Below are 17,461 nucleotides of genomic sequence, written 5' to 3' on the forward strand. Positions count from 1 at the left end.
GGCTGCTCCCCGCACGTCAGACGCGTCGCCGGGCCTTCCGGGCGCGCCGTACGACGGCTGCCGCGCCCAGCAGGGCGACCGTCGCCCCCGCCGCACCGGCGGCCGTCGCGTCCTTGCGGCCCAGCCGCCGCCCGGCCACCGTGTGCCGGCCGGCCACCTCCTCCAGCAGCTCGGCGAGCACCTGCTCGTTGGTCCACTTCGGCCGCCACCCGGACTCGTGCAGCCGGCTGCCGCTGACCACCCAGGGGTACATCGTGTACGCGAGGTCCCCCGCCGGGGACGGGGTGAGCCCGATCCGGTGCAGCCGGGCCGCCGCGCCGAGCGCGACCGTCGAGGGCAGCTCCATCCGCCGGATGCCGCTCAGCTCCTCGACCTCCTCCTGCTCCAGCCACCCGTCGCAGCCGACGGTCAGTTCCCCGTCGACCTTCTCCAGCACGGCGTACTCCAGGGCGCTGCACAGGTCCTCGACGTGGCAGAACTGCCACGCGGGCCGCGACCCGGCCACGACCAGCAGCCGCGGCGACTCGAAGTACCTGGTCAGGGCGGTGTCCGTGCCGCCGACCAGGACGGCCGGCCGCACCACGGTGACGTTCAGGCCCGGGTGCGCGCGCGGGGCGCGCCGCGCCAGGCGCTCGATCTCCAGCAGGTCCCCGACGCCGGTCGCCTCGGCGGTGGCGCGCAGCTCGGCGTCCTCCGACAGCGGCAGCTCGTTGTCGGGCAGCGCGCCGTAGACCATCGCGGAGGTGCACAGCACCACCCGGTGCACGCCGGCCGCGGCGGCGGCGGTCAGGACGGTCTGCGTCCCCCGGACGTTGTAAGCGGTGCGCGCGGCCGGATCGGTCTCCAGGTCGAGGTCGAGCGCGAGGTGGACGACGACGTCGGCGCCGCGCAGCTTGTCCGCGATGGCGGGGTCGCGGACGTCGAGGACGTGCCACTGCGCGTCGGCGCACTCGCCGCGCCGTTCGTCGATGGCGAGGACCTGTCTGATCTCCTCGGACGCGGCGAGTCGCTCGGTGAGCAGGGCGCCGACCCCGGTGGCGGCGCCGGTCACCGCGACGACGGGCCCGCGCGCGGCGGGAGAGGTTGAGAGGTTTCGCGCTGCGCGAACCTGCGGATCTGGGGAACTCACCGGGCGTCTCCAGCGGTTGTCTTCAGTACGGGCGCGAGTGACGCGCACGTACCAGGTGCATCCATCCTGCCGCAGGCGTTCCGTGGGCGAAGCACCGAGGCCCGATCGGGCCGGGGTGTCTACGCTGGGTGGTGTTGTCGGGCAGCCGCGCCACCGGAGCGAAACCGGTGGCCTTACCAGCCGAGGATTCCCGTGAGTGACACCCCATTCGGTTTCGGCCTTCCGCCGGAGGAGCCGGAAGACGGCGACGAGGGCAAGAAGAAGGACCAGCAGAGCGGTGGTGGGCAGGGACCGGCCAATCCGTTCGGTTTCGGCGGCCTGCCCGGAGCCGGCGGCTTTGGCGGCCCCGGCGCCGACAACCCGCTCGCAGCCATGTTCGGTTCCCTGAACCCCACCGACCTGGGCGCCGCGTTCCAGCAGCTCGGCCAGATGCTCTCGTACGAGGGCGGCCCGGTGAACTGGGACATGGCCAAGCAGATCGCCCGCCAGACGGTCGCCCAGGGCACGTCGGACGGCACGAAGGACGCGAGCGTCGGCCCGTCCGAGCGCAGGGCGGTGGAGGAGGCCGTCCGCCTGGCCGACCTGTGGCTGGACGACGCGACGTCCCTGCCGTCGGGCTCCGGCTCGGCGGTGGCCTGGTCGCGCGCGGAGTGGGTCGAGGCGACCCTGCCCGCCTGGCAGGAGCTGGTCGACCCGGTCGCCGAGCGGGTCGGCGCGGCCATGGGCGACGTCCTGCCGGAGGAGATGCAGGCCATGGCGGGCCCGCTGATCGGCATGATGCGCTCGATGGGCGGCGCCATGTTCGGCACCCAGATCGGGCAGGCCGTGGGCGTGCTCGCGGGCGAGGTCGTCGGCTCGACCGACATCGGCCTGCCGCTGGGCCCGGCGGGCAAGGCCGCGCTGCTCCCGGCCAACGTGGCGGCGTTCGGCAAGGACCTGGGCGTCCCGCAGGAGGAGGTGCGGCTGTACCTGGCGCTGCGCGAGGCCGCGCACCAGCGGCTGTTCGCGCACGTGCCGTGGCTGCGCTCGCACCTGTTCGGCGCGGTCGACGGCTACGCGCGCGGCATCAAGGTCGACACGGCCAAGCTGGAGGACGTGGTCGGCCAGTTCGACCCGCAGAACCCGGAGCAGTTGCAGGACGCACTCCAGCAGGGCATGTTCCAGCCGGAGGACACGCCCGAGCAGAAGGCCGCCCTGGCCCGTCTGGAGACCGCTCTGGCGCTCGTGGAGGGCTGGGTGGACGCGGTGGTCCACGCCGCCGCGAAGCCGCGCCTGTCGTCCGCCGACGCCCTGCGCGAGACGCTGCGCCGCCGCCGCGCGACCGGTGGCCCGGCGGAGCAGACGTTCGCCACGCTGATCGGCCTGGAGCTGCGTCCGCGCCGGCTGCGCGACGCCTCCCGGCTGTGGGCCTCGCTCACGGACGCGCGCGGGGTCGACGGCCGGGACGGCCTGTGGGCGCACCCGGACATGCTGCCGACCGCGACCGACCTGGACGACCCGGACGGCTTCGTCCACCGCGAGCAGCTGGACTTCTCCGAGCTGGACAAGATGCTCGGCGAGGCGGCGGGCGGCTCCGCGGGCAAGCCCGACCTGAACAAGAAGGACGGCGGGGAGAAGGACGTGGCCGACGGCGACGGCGGCGAGAAGGGCGGCTCCGACGGCGCCGGGGGCAAGGGCGACGACGCCGAGTGAGCCTGTACGACGACGCGGTCCTCGTCCTGAAGGGGTACGAGGGCCAGGAGGAACTGCGCGAGGCCTACCTGGATCATCTGGCGGCCCACCCGGACGGCCTGTGGAAGGCCTGCCACGCGGGTCATCTCACGGCCAGCGCCCTGGTGGTCGACCCGGAGCGCGGCCGGGTGCTGCTCACACTGCACCGCAAGCTGCGGATGTGGCTCCAGATGGGCGGCCACTGCGAGCCGGGCGACCCGACGCTCGAGGCGGCGGCCCTGCGGGAGGCGACCGAGGAGTCCGGCATCACCGGGCTGACGGTGCTCCCCGGCGGGCCGGTGCGGCTGGACCGGCATCCGATCCCGGCGCCGTGCCACTGGCACTTCGACGTCCAGTACGCGGTCCTGGCCCCGCCCGGCGCGGTGCACGGGATCAGCGACGAGTCGCTCGACGTGCGCTGGTACGCCTACGACGAGGTGGCGGGCGTGGCCGACGCGTCGGTCGTCCGTCTGCTGGACGCCACGCGCGCCCGGCTCTGAGCGTGCGAGGGGTGGCCGCCGAGGCGGTCACCCCTCGCCTCGGGCGGCTCAGCTCCAGACGTTGCCCTGGTTCTGCCCGCGCGCACCCTGCTGCCCCATGCCGAACTGGGCGGCGAGGCCCTGCCCGATCACCGCGTTCTGCGGCGGCAGCAGCTCGCTGGGCTGGACCAGCGCGAACCCGGTGCCCATGAAGCTCAGCTCCCAGCCCTCACCGGTGCTGCCGCGCCGGCGCCACACGCCGGAGGAGTGCGTCTGGGCCTGCATCTGCACGCGCAGCCCGGTGGACCAGGCCACGATCGCGTCGGCGTCGCAGTTGACGTACCGGTCGGGCGTGACCTGCATCAGCAGCGGCGCCCCGGAGGTCATGAGGGCGACCCGGCCGCGGCCGGTGATGTTGAGCTGGTACTTCCCGGAGCCGGAGATGCCGTAGAGGCTGTCGACGGCGACGACCTCGTGGTGCAGCGAGGAGTCCATGGCGAGGACGTAGGAGCTGTCGACGGTCAGCCCGTCCGGCTCGACGTCCATGATGTGCACGTGCTGGGCGAGGTTCGCGAGGTAGACGGTGCCCTGTCCGTGACAGCGCATCAGGTCCAGGCCCTCGCCGGTGTACGCACGCGCGCGTGCCTGGCCGTTGCTGCGGTACTCGGCGTCGAACTCGACCAGGCCCTGGTAGGCGACCATGGTGCCCTTGCGGGCGAGCAGGTCGTCCTGGCCCTCCAGGGTGACCCGGAGCATCTGCGGGTTCTGCAGGCTCCAGCGCTCCTGCGTCTGGACGTCGTTGTGTGCGAAAAGCGGGCTCTGCATGGTGTTCTGGCTCCCCCTCAGCCCCGGAACCGGAGGCGGTCGGTGCTGTCCTCGCTGGGCTGGACGACGACGATGCCCTGGCCGGAGAAGGCCATCTGGTAGGCCTCGCCGCTGCCCCGGCCGATCAGCGACTGGGCCTTGAAGCTGCGCTTGCCCTTGACCTTCAGGTTCGGCGACCAGGCGACGAGCGCGTCCGGGTCGACGTACGTTTCGTCCTCGCCGCCGCCGCAGTCCACGACGATCGGCTTGCCCCGGGAGGTCAGCGCGACCCAGCCCTGCCCGGAGATCCTCGTGTTCCACAGGCCCTGGCCGGCGAACTTCGCGAGCCCCTTCACCCGCTCCACGCCCCAGGTCAGGTGCGCGTCGAAGGCGAGGAGGTTGGTGGCGTTGACGGAGATGCCGTCGCCGTCGAGGTTGATCACGACGACGTCGGCGCCGTAGTCGGCGAGGTAGAGCAGGCCGTCGCCGGAGCACTTCATCAGCGGCGCGCCCTCGCCGGTGACCCAGTCGCGGGCGATCTGGCGGACGGCGGGCGGGTTCGGCTCGTACTGGATGAAGCCTTCGTAGGCGACCATCGACCCCACGCGCGCGAGGAGGTCGTTCCCGGTCTGGAGGGCGACCTTCAGCATGTGGTTGCCGTGGTTCTCCATGCGGGCGGTGACGGGTGCGGGGGCGAAGCCCGCGAGCGGCTGGTTCATGACGGGCTCCTTCAGACCTCGTAGGGCTGGACGACGATGAAGTTGCCGGGCGCGCCCCGGAACTGGAGGTTGACGCTCTCGCCGGTGTCGCCCGGGTAGGCGTTGCGGCGCATGCGGACCTGGCTGGAGACGATCACCTGGGAGGCGGCCGACCAGGCGACGACGGCGTTGCAGTCGGCGAAGGTGGTCGGCGTGACCGGCAGCACCACGGGTGTGCCGTGCGTCTTGACGACGATCGTGCCCGTGCCCTGGAACTGCATGGTGAACAGCGCGCCGCCGGGGATGCCGTGGCCCTCGATGCGGCGGACCTCGTGCTGGAGGCTCTCGTCGAAGGCGAGGACGTTCTCGGCGGACACGCAGATCGCGTCGCCCTGGAGCTCCACCGGGTGCAGGTGGGTGGAATCGTCGGCGAGGAACACCTGGCCCTGGCCGGTGCAGCGCATCAGCTGCATCTCCTGGCCGGTGGCGTTGCCGACGATCCGCCCGGCGAACCCGGCGCCCTTGTAGCTGAAGTCGACCTTGCCCTGGTAGAGCACCATGCTGCCCTGCTTGGCCAGCACGGGCTGGCCGCCGATGCCGAGGTCGACGCGGATCAGCTTCTTGTTCTGCTGGGTCCAGCGCTGCCCGGTCGGCGTCTCCTTGAACGCCTGGAGCGCGGCCGTCACCCCGGCACCGCCCTGGGGCGCGCCCTGCGGCACCCCGTACTGGGCGGGCTGCCGGCCGGGGACCTGTCCGTAGCCCGGAGGCATGGGCGGGGCGGGCTGACCGCCGTAGCCGGGGGGCAGCGGCGCGCCGGGCTGGCCGCCGTACGACGGCTGCTGCGGCGGCTGGCCGTAAGGCGCGGGGGCCGGCGGCGCGGCCGGCGGCGGGACGGTGCCGGCTCCGGGCGGGGTCAGGGGCGCGACGACCGTCGGCGCGGCGTGCACGTCCGGGCCGGGCGCCGGGGCCGGGGGCGGGGTGGGACCGGGCGGCGGGGCGAACCCCTGCGGCGCGGGCGCCGGGGCCGGCGCGGGGGCCGGGGCGCCGAACGCGGGCGGGGGCGTGCTCTGGGCGGGCGGGGCGAAGCCGGGTGCCACGCCGGCCTGCGGCTGCGGCTGCTGCGCGGCGGCGGGCGCCTCCTCCTCCAGCACCTCGCCGCCGAAGTTCTTCAGCAGCGCCTCCAGACCGCCGTCGAACCCCTGTCCGACGGCGGCGAAGCGCCACCCGTCCTTGAAGTAGAGGTCACCGAGCATCACGGCCCGCTCGGTGGAGAACTCCGCGCCGCTGAAGGAGTACCGCGCGACCTCCTCGCCGCCCGCCACGATGCGCAGGTATCCGGGAGCGATCTGGGACATCTGTCCGGCGCCGTCGACGGTCGCCGTGAAGGACAGCTTGCGGATGTGCGAGGGGATCCGGTCGAGCGTGACCCGGAACGACTCCGTGTCACCCGCCTGGGCGCCCAGCAGCTGGAGGGACTCCTCCGGGGACTTCGGCTGGTTGAAGAAGACGAAGTACCGGTCGTCCGAGAGACGCTCGTCGGCGTCCAGACCGAAGCAGCTGATGTCGAAGGTCAGTCCCGGGCCGGAGATCTGCACGCCTACGTACAGATCCGTGCCCGCCGTGAGGTCACTGATCCTGGCCTTGTGGCCGCGTTGGAATTCCCTGGCCATGCGTTACGACCGTCCCCCATCCCGAATGCGAGTGCGTCGCGCCAGGCTAACGGCAAAGACCGACAGTGACCCCCGGGGGTGCTGGTCGGTACAGACCCGGTACACAACCGCACCCGCCCGCTCACACAGGCGGCGCCCGGCGCGCGGGGCGGCTCCCGCTCACCCCGGCAGGACGCCGGACGCCCGGAGTCCGCTCAGGTCTCCTGCTCGTCGCGCGCACCCGGCACGTGCGGCAGCCGGGCGGCGGCGACCACCCCTTCCAGGTAGCCGCGGGCCCGCTCCGTACGCGGGTAGGCCTCCAGCAGCCGCCAGAAGCCGGGACCGTGACCGGGGACGAGCAGATGCGCCAGCTCGTGGCAGAGCACGTAGTCGACCACGTACTCCGGCATCCCCTGCAACCGGTGCGACAGCCTGATGCTGCCCTCGGCCGGGGTGCACGAACCCCAGCGGGTGTTCTGGTTGGTGACCCAGCGCACGGAGGCGGGCCGGGCCCGGCCGTCGAAGTACTGGGCGGACAGCCGCTCGGCACGCTCGGCCAGCTCGGCGTCGCCCAGCACCCGCTTGCTCTCCTGGGCGGCGAGCTTGTCGAGCATGAGGGTGACCCAGCGCTGCTCCTCCGCCTTCGACATCCGGGCGGGGATCAGTACGACGGTGCGGTCGCCCTCGCGGTACGCGGAGACCGTCCGGCGGCGCCGGGCACTCCTGCGGACCTCGATCGCGCTCGTCCCCGAGCCTCGGGGCGGCTGGCTCGTCGTGCTGCGCTGTGGTTCACCGGCACGGTGCAGTGGGTCGGCGGGCACGCCCCGACGTTACCCGCTGGACAGGGGCAAAGTCCCGGCCCGGGGACGGGTCACTCCGGATCCCCCACCATGTGTTTGATTCGTACGACCGGTCCATTCATCCTTTTCGCACCACTTCGCCCCGCCCGATTCATAGGAAGAACACCCCCAACCTGTGGATAACTCCCGACGCCCCGACCGCACCCCGGGCATGCTGGCGCAGACACGCACTCACGGACACGGGGGACCAGTCATGCATCCGGTGGTGAAGCCCGCGCTGCGGCGCGGCTGGCGCGACCGCAACACCGTGCAGTTCGGAATGACCCCGGCGCACGCCCTGACCCTGGGCCCGGTCGCCACGGCGACCGGCAGCTTCCTGGACCTGCTCGACGGCACCCGCGGACTGCCGCTGCTGCGCGAAGAAGGGCGCCGGGCGGACGTGCCGCCCCATCACGTCGACGCGCTGGTGGAGCGGCTGGGCCGCGCGGGCCTCCTCGACGACGCGCGCGGCGGCGGACCGGCCGCCGACGCGCTGCGGGCGAAGACGGGCGTCCTCGAACGGCTGCGCCCCGACCTCGCCTCACTGTCCCTCCTCACACCCGAGCCGGGCGGCGCGCTCGCGCGGCTCGCGGCCCGGCGCGCGCTGCGCGTCCGGGTGCGCGGCGCGGGCCGGGTCGGCGCCCTGATCGCATCGGTGCTCTCCGGCGCCGGCGTCGGCGAGGTCGACGTGTGCGACGTGGGCCGGGTGGAGCCGTGGGACCTGGCGCCGGGCGGACTGACCAGCGAGTCGCTGGGCGACCGCCGGGACGCGGCTGCCCGGGCCGCCGTCCGCCGCGCCGCACCGGACCGTCCACCGCGCCACGCCCACTCCCCGGGTTCCGGCGCCGACGAGCCCGGCCTCTCCCTGGTGATCTTCGCCCCCCGCGACGATGTCGCCGTGCACGCCCCGGACCCGTTCACCGCCGAACCGCTCATGGCCACCGGCACCCCCCACCTCTACGCCGGGGTCGTGGAGGGCACGGGTGTCGTCGGCCCGCTCGTCCTGCCCGGCGAATCGGGCTGCGCCGGCTGCCTGGACCGGGACCGCACGGACCGCGACCCGGCCTGGCCCCGCCTGGTCACCCAGTGGCGGTCCGGAAGGGCCCGCCGGGTCGGGGCCTGCGACCTGGCACTGGCCACGGCGGTGGCCGGTCTCGCCGCGGCGCACGCCCTGGCCTTCCTCGACGGCTGTTCACCGTCCGCCGCCGGCACCCGCTGGGAGGCGTCCCTGCCCGGTCTGGACTGGCGCGCCCGGCCGGTCCGGCCGCATCCGGAATGCGACTGCGGGGCGGCCGGGAGAGAGAAACGGCAGCACTCCGCAACCGACGGCGGGACGCGCGCGACAATGGCGGTGCGACGGCCGTCGACGAAGCGGCGACGCGAAGCAGGCGCGGCACGGCCGACTGGCACCTGGAGGGCGCATGTCTGATCTTCCCCGCAAGGCGGTCACCCGTACCGCCAAGCTCGCCGCGCTCCCGCTCGGCTTCGCAGGCCGGGCCACCTGGGGGCTGGGCAAGCGGATCGTGGGCGAGTCCGCGGAGATCGTCGGCCGTGAGCTGCAGCAGCGCACGGCGGAGCAACTGTTCAAGGTGCTCGGTGAGCTGAAGGGTGGCGCGATGAAGTTCGGGCAGGCCCTGTCCGTCTTCGAGTCGGCGCTGCCGGAGGAGATCGCCGGCCCCTACCGCGCGGCCCTGACCAAGCTCCAGGAGGCAGCCCCGCCGATGCCGACCCGCACCGTGCACGCGGTGCTCGAGGAACGGCTCGGGCCGGACTGGCGCGACCTCTTCGAGGAGTTCGAGGACAAGCCGGCCGCCGCGGCGTCGATCGGCCAGGTGCACCGGGCGGTGTGGCACGACGGCCGTGAGGTGGCGGTCAAGGTGCAGTACCCGGGCGCGGGTGAGGCACTTCTCTCCGACCTCGGTCAACTGAGCCGGTTCGCCCGTCTGCTGGGTCCGCTCATCCCGGGCATGGACATCAAGCCGCTGATCACGGAGCTGAGGGACCGCGTCTCGGAGGAACTGGACTACGGGCTGGAGGCCCAGGCGCAGAGCGCCCACGCGGAGGAGTTCGCGGACGACCCGGACGTGGTCGTCCCGGCGGTGGTGCACCAGTGCGAGCAGGTGCTGGTGACCGAGTGGATCGACGGCATCCCGCTGTCCGAGGTCATCGCGGACGGCACCCGGGAACAACGCGACCGGGCCGGCCAGCTCCTGGCCCGCTTCCTCTTCTCCGGCCCGGCCCGCACCGGCCTGCTGCACGCCGACCCCCACCCGGGGAACTTCCGTCTGCTGCCCGGTGGCCCCGGCGGTCCGGACGACTGGCGCCTGGGAGTGCTGGACTTCGGCACCGTCGACCGGCTCCCCGGCGGTCTGCCGGCCCCGATCGGCGTCTCGCTGCGGATGACGCTGGACGGCGAGGCGGAGACGGTCTACGAGCTGCTGTGCGCCGAGGGCTTCGTGAAGGAGACCGTCGAGCTGGACCCGGAGGCGGTCCTCGACTACCTGCTGCCCATCATCGAGCCGGCCCGCGTGGAGACGTTCACCTTCACCCGCTCCTGGATGCGCAGCCAGGCCGCCCGCATCGCCGACCCCCGCTCCCCCGCCTACCAGCTCGGCAAACAGCTCAACCTGCCGCCGGCCTATCTGCTGATACACCGGGTGACCCTCAGCACGATCGGGGTCCTGTGCCAACTGGGCGCCGACGTACGCCTCCGTGAAGAACTGGAGGAATGGCTCCCGGGCTTCGCCGCCGACACACCGGAGGACACCGGCACCGAGGACGCGGAGTCGGCGGAGGGGGCGTAATCGGCGTGCCCTGAGTTCGGGGGGGTGGGGGGCGGCGGGGGGCGGGGGCGGGGGGGGAGGCCCCCCCGGAGAGCGAATCTCACCACCAGGCCGAGTCCAGCCGCCCCTCGATCGCCCGGAGGTTCTCCCGGGAGCAGGCGTCGCAGAAGTACTGGCGGGCGCCGTTCTCCACCGAGCAGGTCCAGGTGACCGGCTGGGGGCCGTCGGCGGGGGTGCCGCAGCGGGCGCACACCAGACGGTGGCGTTCCGCGGTGGAGCCGCCCTGATCACTTCCGCCGGGAAGACTCGTCACCCGGTGACGATAACCCCGTGACCGGCGGATCGTCCTGCGCAACGCACCGCGGGGGCCGGTCCGTTCGGCCGGACCGGCCCCCGCGGAGAGGCTTCGCCTCCCTGCTCCGGGAGGCCACCGCCGCTCAGGTGTGTTCGTTACTGCATGACGGCCATGGCGAGGGCGCGGCGGGCGCGCAGCGAGGCGCGCTCGGCTCGCCGCTGCATCCGCTGCGCGACCGCCAGGCGGACGGCCCGGCGTTCCTGCGCGGCGTCATGGAGTCGCTCGTGCATATGGGCACGAGCCAGGGCTTCTTGCATGAGTTGCATCTCACGGTTCCTGTTCTGGCGCGCTTCGGTCGCGCCGGTGGTGGTGAAGTCTGTGGTCGCGGAGCCGGCGGGCTCGCTGGTGGACGGCTTCATCGGGGCCTGCTTCTTGGGGTCGTGCGTGAGGGGGCGGTCGATCGTTCCTGCGGTGTTCATGCCGTGACCGGGTTCTTCCGCGGGCGGCCACGGGGCCGCTTCCGGGCGACGACGACGCCCTGGACGAACAGCTCGCCACCCCAGACGCCCCAGGGCTCACGCCGCTCCTTGGCGCCGGCGAGGCAGGCCTCCATCAGCGGGCAGGTGCGGCAGAGGGACTTGGCGTACTCCACGTCCGCCGGCGACTCGGCGAAGAAGACCTCCGGGTCGTAGGAGCGGCAGGGGACGGGTACGCCGAGGTTCTCGATGGCGTCGTCGAGCGCGGTGAGCGCGGTGAGGGGGGTCAAGGTGGAGTCCTCCGTGAGGCCGGGCGGGGGAATGGTTTGCGAAGGCGGTACGGACGGGGCGTGCGCTTCGAGTTGCACGGGTGGTCTTCCTCGTCTGGTCGGTCCGGCCGGTTGACCGGGTGTCGGCTGGGTACCGGGTTCTCTTCCTGTCCCGAGGCCCCTTCGCTCCGTCGTCCCCGTTCGGGGAAAACAGAAGGGCCGCGGATCCCGGATGGGGTTCCGCGGCCCTGAAGGCGCCGGCCTGATCGGCGATCAGGCTGGATCACTCCAGGGTTCTGGCCCACGGAAGGCCCACATCAGGTGGTGCTGCGTCGTCTGCTTCCGGAATCCGGCACCGGCCGCCGCAAAGGCATAGGCGTGCGCCTGTGCCGCTACCGCTTCCAGTGCCTTGGTCGGTCGCTCATTGCGCTCACGGACGGGAAGACCCGCGAGGGCAGGGGAGGACGCCGGGCGGACGGCACGAATGCCGGACAGACCGGTGCCCTGGTTCGAGGCGCCGAGCATGCACGTGGAGACGGTCGAGCGATCGGTCAGTTTGGCCGTGCTGACGGTGGTGCTGGTGTTGATGCTGATCACTGGACTCGCCTCCTCTCGGCGTCTCAAGGGACCGGAGTGAACCGGTCTCGTTCGGATGTGCAAGTACATCACGGAACCCGGGCCTCGGAGAAGGCCGCTGCTTCCGTGCCTAGAACCTATGGGGATTCGCGGGGCGCGCGCAAACTATTTTTTCGACGAGTTGGCATCAGTTGCCGCCGTCGTCTCCACCGGGTTCTTGACCTGCGCATATGGCCAGAACGTCGGCTCCGTAGCTGCGCAGCTTGCGGTTGAGGACGCCGGGGATGCGGGCGAGTTCGGCGGGGCTCTCCGGACACGCCTCCGCGATGGCCATCAGCGTCCGGTCGGTGAAGACGCAGAAGTCCGGCTGGCCGCTGCGCTCGGCCTGTACCGCGCGCCATTCCCGGAGCCGCTCGTAGAGACCTTCGTCCATGTCCGAGGGGCAGTCCGCGCAGCGCATCAGTTTCATCTCGCCCGCGTCGGTGAGGGTGCGGCCGCAGACCCGGCAGCGGGCGGGGGTGCGCTGGGTGCGCCGGGGGGTGACGGCGGCGCTCGCCGGGGTGCCGCGTTCGACGCCCGCGCCCGTGCCGGCGCCGGTGCGGCCGACGGTGGGGGTGGTGCCGGGGCGCAGCCCGTCGAGGAAGCGGCTCGGCCGCCGGTTGGGTCGTCCGCCGGGTGAGCGGGACAGGGCCCAGGACAGATGGAGTCGTTCCCGGGCGCGGGTCACGCCGACGTAGAGCAGGCGGCGTTCCTCCTCGATCTGCTCGTCGGTGCGGGCGTAGGTGATGGGCAGCATGCCCTCGGCGACGCCGACCAGGAAGACGACGTCCCATTCCAGGCCCTTGGCGGCGTGCAGGGAGGCCAGGGTGACGCCCTGGACGGTGGGGGCGTGCTGGGCGTTGGCCCGTTCGTCCAGTTCCGCCACGAAGTCGGCGAGGGTGACTCCGGGTCTGGCCGCGGCGAGGTCGTGGGCGAGGTTGACCAGGGCGGCCAGGGATTCCCAGCGCTCCCTGACGGCGCCGGAGCCGGCCGGGGGTTCGCTGGTCCAGCCCTCGCCGGAGAGGACGGCGCGCACCTGGGAGGGCAGGTCGACGACGTCGTCGAGGAGGGAGTCGTTGCCGCCGAAGCGGGCCGCGCCGCGCAGGGCGACGCTGGCCTTGCGGACCTCCGGCCGGTCGAAGAAGCGCTCGGCGCCGCGCAGCTGGTAGGGCACGCCGGCGTCGGCGAGCGCCTGCTCGTAGGTCTCGGACTGGGAGTTGGTGCGGAACAGGACGGCGATCTCGGCGGCCGGGACGCCCGCGTCGATCAGCTCGCGGATGCGGCGGGCGGCGCCTTCGGCCTCGGACGGCTCGTCGGTGTACTCGGTGTAGACGGGTTCGGGCCCCGGGGGTCGCTGGGAGACGAGTTCCAGCCGGTGGCCGGCGGCGCGTCCCCGGGCGTGGGCGAGCAGGCCGTTGGCGAGGTGGACGACCTGGGGGCTGGAGCGGTAGTCGCGGACCAGTTTGACGACGGTCGCGCGGGGGTGGCGGGCGCGGAAGTCGAGGAGGTGGTCGGGTGTTGCTCCCGTGAACGAGTAGATGGTCTGGCTGGCGTCACCGACGACGCACAGGGTGTCGCGGTCGCCGAGCCACAGGTCCAGCAGCCGCTGCTGGAGGGGGCTGACGTCCTGGTACTCGTCCACGACGAAGTGCTGGTACTGGGCGCGGACCTGTTCGGCGATGTCGTGCCGGTCCTGGAGGATGGCGACGGTGAGCAGCAGGACGTCCTCGAAGTCGATGACGGCGCGGCCGCGCTTGAGGTCCTCGTAGGCGGCGTAGAGGTGGGCGATCTCGGCCGGGTCGCGGGGGGCCTCTCGGCCGGCCTTCGCGGCCGCGTACGGATAGTCGGCGGGGACGGTCTGGGTGACCTTGGACCATTCGATCTCGGCGGTCACGTCCCGCAGCTCGTTGCGGTCGAGCCGGGTGCCGAGGGCGGCGGCCGCGTCGGCGACGAGCTGGATCTTGCGGTCGACGAGCCGGGGCATGGAGCCACCGATCGCTTTCGGCCAGAAGTACTGGAGCTGGCGCAGGGCGGCGGAGTGGAAGGTGCGGGCCTGGACGCCCTGGGCGCCGAGCTGGCGCAGCCGGCCGCGCATCTCTCCGGCGGCGCGGTTGGTGAAGGTGACGGCGAGCACGCTGGACGGCTGGAGGATGCCGGCGCGCACTCCGTAGGCGATGCGGTGGGTGATCGCCCGGGTCTTGCCGGTGCCCGCTCCGGCCAGCACGCACACCGGACCGTGCAGGGAGGTGGCCACCTCGCGCTGCTCGGGGTCGAGCCCTTCGAGCACCGCGTCGGCCCCGCTCGGCGGAGCCGCATGGGCAAAGGCGCCGGTGCCCTGCGGGAAAAGGGTGGAATGCGCTGCTGCTGTCACCCCGCCATGCTGCCAGGTCGCCCGGGACGGCTGTGCCGGTTGTCCACAGGCTGGGGCTCGCAGTCGTACTAATGCGGCAGGCGTCACAGCCGGGAGCGGGTGCCGGGCCTGCGGGCGGGTCGGCCGGGAATCGGCGCGGTTCGCCTGGCCGGCGGGGCGGACTGACGTGGCCGGCGGGCGGACGCATGGGAGCGGCAGGGCGGATGCAGGTGAATGGCGAGGCGGACGCACGGGACCGGAGGATCCGTCGCACGAGACCTGCGACCTGGTCGCACAGGACTGGCGGCCCCGTCGCACGAGACCTCCGGCTTGGTCGCACAAGACCGGCGAGCCGGTCGCACGGAACAGAAGGGCTGACGCACAGGACCGGCCACCCCGTCGCACAAGACCGGCGAGCCGGGAGCCCGGGAATGGCGCGGCGGTGCCTTACGTTCATCCCACCGGACGACCTTTTCCGAGCTGCCTGAGGAGCGCGAGAGACATGCAGGGCACTGTGACGATGTACAGCACGACTTGGTGTGGCTACTGCCGGCGGCTGAAGAGCCAGCTGGACCGGGAGGGCATCGCCTACACCGAGGTCAACATCGAGCAGGACCCCGAGTCCGCCGCCTTCGTCGAGAAGGCGAACGGCGGGAACCAGACCGTCCCGACCGTGCTCTTCGCGGACGGCTCCACGCTGACGAACCCGTCGCTGGCCCAGGTCAAGCAGAAGCTCGCCGCCTGAGTCCGAGTGCGCCGAACGGCGGCTCCCGAGTCCACAACCGGCTCGGGGGCCGCCGTTCGCCGTTTCAGACGAAGCTGCGGGTCGGCAGGGGCTTGCCGTACCACATCTCGATCAGGCGGGCCGCGATGGAGATGCCGTAGGGCGGCAGCACCTCGCCGGCCTCGAAGGCCGCGTGCAGTTCCTCGCGGGAGAACCAGCGGGCCTCGTGGATCTCGTCCCCGTCGACGTCGATCTCGGTGGAGGTGGCGCGGGCCATGAAGCCGAGCATCAGGCTGGACGGGAAGGGCCAGGGCTGGCTGGCGACGTACTCGACCGGGCCGACGGTGACGCCGACCTCCTCGGACACCTCGCGGCGCACCGCCTGCTCGATGGACTCGCCGGGCTCCACGAAACCGGCGAGGGTGGAGAAGCGGCCTTCGGGCCAGTGGACCTGGCGGCCGAGCAGGATGCGGTCGTCCTCGTCGGTCACGGCCATGATCACGGCGGGGTCGGTGCGCGGGTAGTGCTCGGCGCCGCAGGCGGGGCAGCGGCGGATGTGGCCGGCCGCGGCGATGACCGTGCGCTCGCCGCAGCGGGAGCAGAAGCGGTGGGTGCGCTGCCAGTTCTCCAGCCCGACGGCGTGCACCATGAGCCCGACGTCGCGCGGTGACAGCAGCAGGCCGGCCTCCCGCAGCCCCGCCGGGCGCGCGGACTGGTCGATGCGGCCGGGCAGCGCGTCCTTCTGGAGCGCGAAGTAGCTGACACCTTCGGCGTCGATGCCGAGGAAGTAGCGGTGGGCCTCGGTGAGCGGGGCCTCGAAGGACGGCGTCATGACGAGTTCGGTCCGGCCGTCCGGGGTCTCGTCGATGAGCACCTGGCCGCCGGACACCACGAAGCAGCGGGTCGTGGGGTGGCTCCACGCCGCCGCGAGCCAGGCCTCGTCCAGCCGGTGGTGGGCGGCGCGGTCGATGCCGCTCGGGGCGGTCAGTGAGATGGGTCGGTCGGCTGTTTGGTCGGTCCAGGTGGTCACGGGTGCTTCCAACTCCCCCAGTGCGGCGGTTCTTTCGGCGGGCGGTTCGGCGGGACGTAGGGCGGGAGGGCACCGGGCCGGGCGCGGCCGGGGCGGCGGGTCGGTCGGGGCGGTCCCTCCAGTGTGCCCCGCGCGCGGTGCCCGGCCGTACGGCGCCGGCCGGTCAGGGTGCGGTGCGCCAGTTCCGGGCCAGGTCGCCCCACAGGTAGGCGCTGGTCTCGACGCCCTTGAGGAGGAGGTCGAGCTCGACCTTCTCGTTGGGTGCGTGCCAGCCGTCGGAGGGGACGGAGATGCCCAGGAAGAGCACGGGTGCGCCGAGGACTTCCTGGAGGTCGGCGGCGGGTCCGGAGCCGCCCTCCCGGGTGAAGCGGACCGGCTCCTGGAAGGCGCGGCCCATGGCGCGGGCCACGGACTGCAGCGCGGGGTGGTCGAGCGGGGTCAGGCAGGGGCGCGTGGCGGAGCCGAAGTCGATCTCGTGCCGGATCCCGGCGGGCACCTGTTCGGCGGCCCAGGCGCGGACGGCCTTCTCGATGTGGTCGGGCTCCTGGCCGGCGACCAGCCGGAAGGACAGCTTGACCATGGCCGTGGCGGGGATGATCGTCTTGCTGCCGGGGCCCTGGTAGCCGCCGCCCATGCCGTTGACCTCGGCGGTCGGGCGGGCCCAGATGCGTTCCAGGGTGGAGTAGCCGGCCTCGCCGTGGAGGGCGGAGGACTTGGCGGTGCGCAGCCAGCGCTCCTCGTCGAAGGGCAGCTCGGCGAAGAGTTCGCGCTCGCGGTCGGTCAGCTCGACGATGCCGTCGTAGAAGCCGGGGATCGCCACGCGCGCGTGCTCGTCGTGGAGGGCGGCGACCAGGCGGGCGGCGGCGGTGGCCGGGTTGGGCAGAGCGCCGCCGAAGGAGCCGGAGTGGATGTCCTGGCCGGGGCCGTACAGCCGGATCTCGCACTCGGCGAGGCCGCGCATGCCGGTGCACACGGTCGGGGTGTCCTCGGACCACATGCCGGTGTCGGAGACGATCACGACGTCGGCGGCGAGGCGCCCCGCGTGCTGTTCCACCAGGGCCCGGAAGTGCGGGGAGCCGGATTCCTCCTCGCCCTCGATCAGCAGTTTGAGGTTGACGGCCGGCGCGGTGCGGCCGGTCGCGGCGAGGTGGGCGCGGACGCCGAGTGTGTGGAAGAACACCTGGCCCTTGTCGTCGGCCGCCCCGCGCGCGTAGAGGCGGTTTTCTCGGACGACCGGTTCGAAGGGGTCGCTGTCCCAGCCGTCCTCGGGGGCGGCGGGCTGCACGTCGTGGTGGCCGTAGACCAGGACCGTGGGTGCCTCGGGGTCGCCGGACGGCCACTCGGCGAAGACGGCGGGGGCCCCGGGGGTCTGCCAGACCTCGGCGGTCGGGAAGCCGGTGTCCGACAGCTTGGCGGCGAGCCAGTCCGCGCTGTGCCGTACGTCGGGGGCGTGCTCGGGCTGGGCCGACACGGAGGGGATGCGCAGCCATGCGGCGAGGTCGTCGAGGAAGGCGGCGCTGTGCTGGTCGATGTACGTGCGGACGGCGCTGTCCGGGGTCTGGCTCATGCTTCCGAGCCTAGCCGCCCGCGGCGGCATCCTCGGCGGGCGGT

At 73.0% G+C, this 17,461-nt stretch carries 17 protein-coding genes; 5 read left to right on the forward strand and 12 right to left on the reverse strand.

The features are described 5' to 3' along the window. Nucleotides 1-16 precede the first annotated feature (16 nt). A complete protein-coding gene (locus AB0947_RS21945; protein ID WP_366752013.1) occupies nt 17-1,129 on the reverse strand; it encodes an SDR family oxidoreductase in 1,113 nt (370 codons plus the stop codon). A 192-nt stretch (nt 1,130-1,321) separates the two neighbouring features. Here AB0947_RS21945 and AB0947_RS21950 point away from each other — a divergent pair, with 192 nt between their 5' ends. After that, on the forward strand, nt 1,322-2,821 hold the full coding sequence (locus tag AB0947_RS21950; protein ID WP_366752014.1) for a zinc-dependent metalloprotease: 1,500 nt from the start codon (nt 1,322-1,324) through the stop codon (nt 2,819-2,821). Beyond that, nucleotides 2,818-3,339 (forward strand): NUDIX hydrolase, encoded by a 522-nt coding sequence (locus AB0947_RS21955; RefSeq protein ID WP_366752015.1) that lies wholly within the window; start codon nt 2,818-2,820, stop codon nt 3,337-3,339. Before AB0947_RS21950 ends, AB0947_RS21955 begins: the two co-directional genes overlap by 4 nt. 48 nt (nt 3,340-3,387) lie before the next feature. On the opposite strand, the gene AB0947_RS21960 is transcribed toward AB0947_RS21955, so the two are convergent. The 4 genes from AB0947_RS21960 to AB0947_RS21975 all read right to left on the reverse strand — a co-directional run bounded on the left by AB0947_RS21960 (nt 3,388) and on the right by AB0947_RS21975 (nt 7,290). Further along, the gene (locus tag AB0947_RS21960; protein ID WP_366752016.1) at nt 3,388-4,143 is read right to left on the reverse strand and encodes an AIM24 family protein; all 756 of its coding nucleotides are present in this window, start codon (nt 4,141-4,143) and stop codon (nt 3,388-3,390) included. Nucleotides 4,144-4,160: 17 nt separating this feature from the next. After that, the gene (locus AB0947_RS21965; protein ID WP_366752017.1) at nt 4,161-4,841 is read right to left on the reverse strand and encodes an AIM24 family protein; all 681 of its coding nucleotides are present in this window, start codon (nt 4,839-4,841) and stop codon (nt 4,161-4,163) included. A gap of 11 nt (nt 4,842-4,852) precedes the next feature. Further along, complete coding sequence (locus AB0947_RS21970; RefSeq protein ID WP_366752018.1) at nt 4,853-6,490, reverse strand: TerD family protein; 1,638 nt, start codon at nt 6,488-6,490, stop codon at nt 4,853-4,855. Nucleotides 6,491-6,684: 194 nt separating this feature from the next. Next, on the reverse strand, nt 6,685-7,290 hold the full coding sequence (locus AB0947_RS21975) for a M48 family metallopeptidase (protein ID WP_366752019.1): 606 nt from the start codon (nt 7,288-7,290) through the stop codon (nt 6,685-6,687). A gap of 232 nt (nt 7,291-7,522) precedes the next feature. Between AB0947_RS21975 and AB0947_RS21980 the strand changes: the two genes are divergently transcribed. Together AB0947_RS21980 and AB0947_RS21985 are read left to right on the forward strand one after the other, a co-directional pair. Beyond that, nucleotides 7,523-8,737: a TOMM precursor leader peptide-binding protein gene (locus AB0947_RS21980; RefSeq protein WP_366752020.1), complete on the forward strand. Its 1,215-nt coding sequence runs from the start codon at nt 7,523-7,525 to the stop codon at nt 8,735-8,737. Further along, a complete protein-coding gene (locus AB0947_RS21985; protein WP_366752021.1) occupies nt 8,730-10,112 on the forward strand; it encodes an AarF/ABC1/UbiB kinase family protein in 1,383 nt (460 codons plus the stop codon). Before AB0947_RS21980 ends, AB0947_RS21985 begins: the two co-directional genes overlap by 8 nt. A 79-nt stretch (nt 10,113-10,191) precedes the next feature. On the opposite strand, the gene AB0947_RS21990 is transcribed toward AB0947_RS21985, so the two are convergent. The 5 genes from AB0947_RS21990 to AB0947_RS22010 form a co-directional block, all read right to left on the reverse strand. After that, the gene (locus tag AB0947_RS21990; protein WP_366752022.1) at nt 10,192-10,404 is read right to left on the reverse strand and encodes a hypothetical protein; all 213 of its coding nucleotides are present in this window, start codon (nt 10,402-10,404) and stop codon (nt 10,192-10,194) included. Nucleotides 10,405-10,541: 137 nt separating this feature from the next. Then, nucleotides 10,542-10,865, reverse strand: a complete 324-nt coding sequence (locus tag AB0947_RS21995; protein ID WP_171153015.1) for a hypothetical protein — start codon at nt 10,863-10,865, stop codon at nt 10,542-10,544. Continuing rightward, nucleotides 10,862-11,230 (reverse strand): WhiB family transcriptional regulator, encoded by a 369-nt coding sequence (locus AB0947_RS22000; protein WP_103817702.1) that lies wholly within the window; start codon nt 11,228-11,230, stop codon nt 10,862-10,864. The genes AB0947_RS21995 and AB0947_RS22000 overlap by 4 nt, the downstream gene beginning before the upstream one ends. A 174-nt stretch (nt 11,231-11,404) precedes the next feature. Then, nucleotides 11,405-11,728: a hypothetical protein gene (locus tag AB0947_RS22005; RefSeq protein WP_078865124.1), complete on the reverse strand. Its 324-nt coding sequence runs from the start codon at nt 11,726-11,728 to the stop codon at nt 11,405-11,407. 166 nt (nt 11,729-11,894) lie between these two features. Beyond that, nucleotides 11,895-14,204, reverse strand: a complete 2,310-nt coding sequence (locus AB0947_RS22010) for an ATP-dependent DNA helicase UvrD2 (protein WP_366752023.1) — start codon at nt 14,202-14,204, stop codon at nt 11,895-11,897. A 394-nt stretch (nt 14,205-14,598) separates the two neighbouring features. Between AB0947_RS22010 and AB0947_RS22015 the strand changes: the two genes are divergently transcribed. Beyond that, nucleotides 14,599-14,841 carry a mycoredoxin gene (locus AB0947_RS22015; protein WP_103817699.1) on the forward strand — a complete coding sequence of 81 codons (243 nt, stop codon included), beginning with the start codon at nt 14,599-14,601 and terminating at the stop codon, nt 14,839-14,841. Nucleotides 14,842-14,905: 64 nt separating this feature from the next. Here AB0947_RS22015 and nudC read toward each other — a convergent pair whose 3' ends face one another. Beyond that, nucleotides 14,906-15,850 (reverse strand): NAD(+) diphosphatase, encoded by a 945-nt coding sequence (nudC, locus tag AB0947_RS22020; RefSeq protein ID WP_366752024.1) that lies wholly within the window; start codon nt 15,848-15,850, stop codon nt 14,906-14,908. Between the two features lie 163 nt (nt 15,851-16,013). Continuing rightward, nucleotides 16,014-17,417 carry a dipeptidase gene (locus AB0947_RS22025; protein WP_366752025.1) on the reverse strand — a complete coding sequence of 468 codons (1,404 nt, stop codon included), beginning with the start codon at nt 17,415-17,417 and terminating at the stop codon, nt 16,014-16,016. Between the last annotated feature and the right edge of the window lie 44 nt (nt 17,418-17,461).

This window comes from Streptomyces sp. NPDC047841, from assembly GCF_040704085.1.
GTDB classification, from domain to species: domain Bacteria; phylum Actinomycetota; class Actinomycetes; order Streptomycetales; family Streptomycetaceae; genus Streptomyces; species Streptomyces argyrophylli.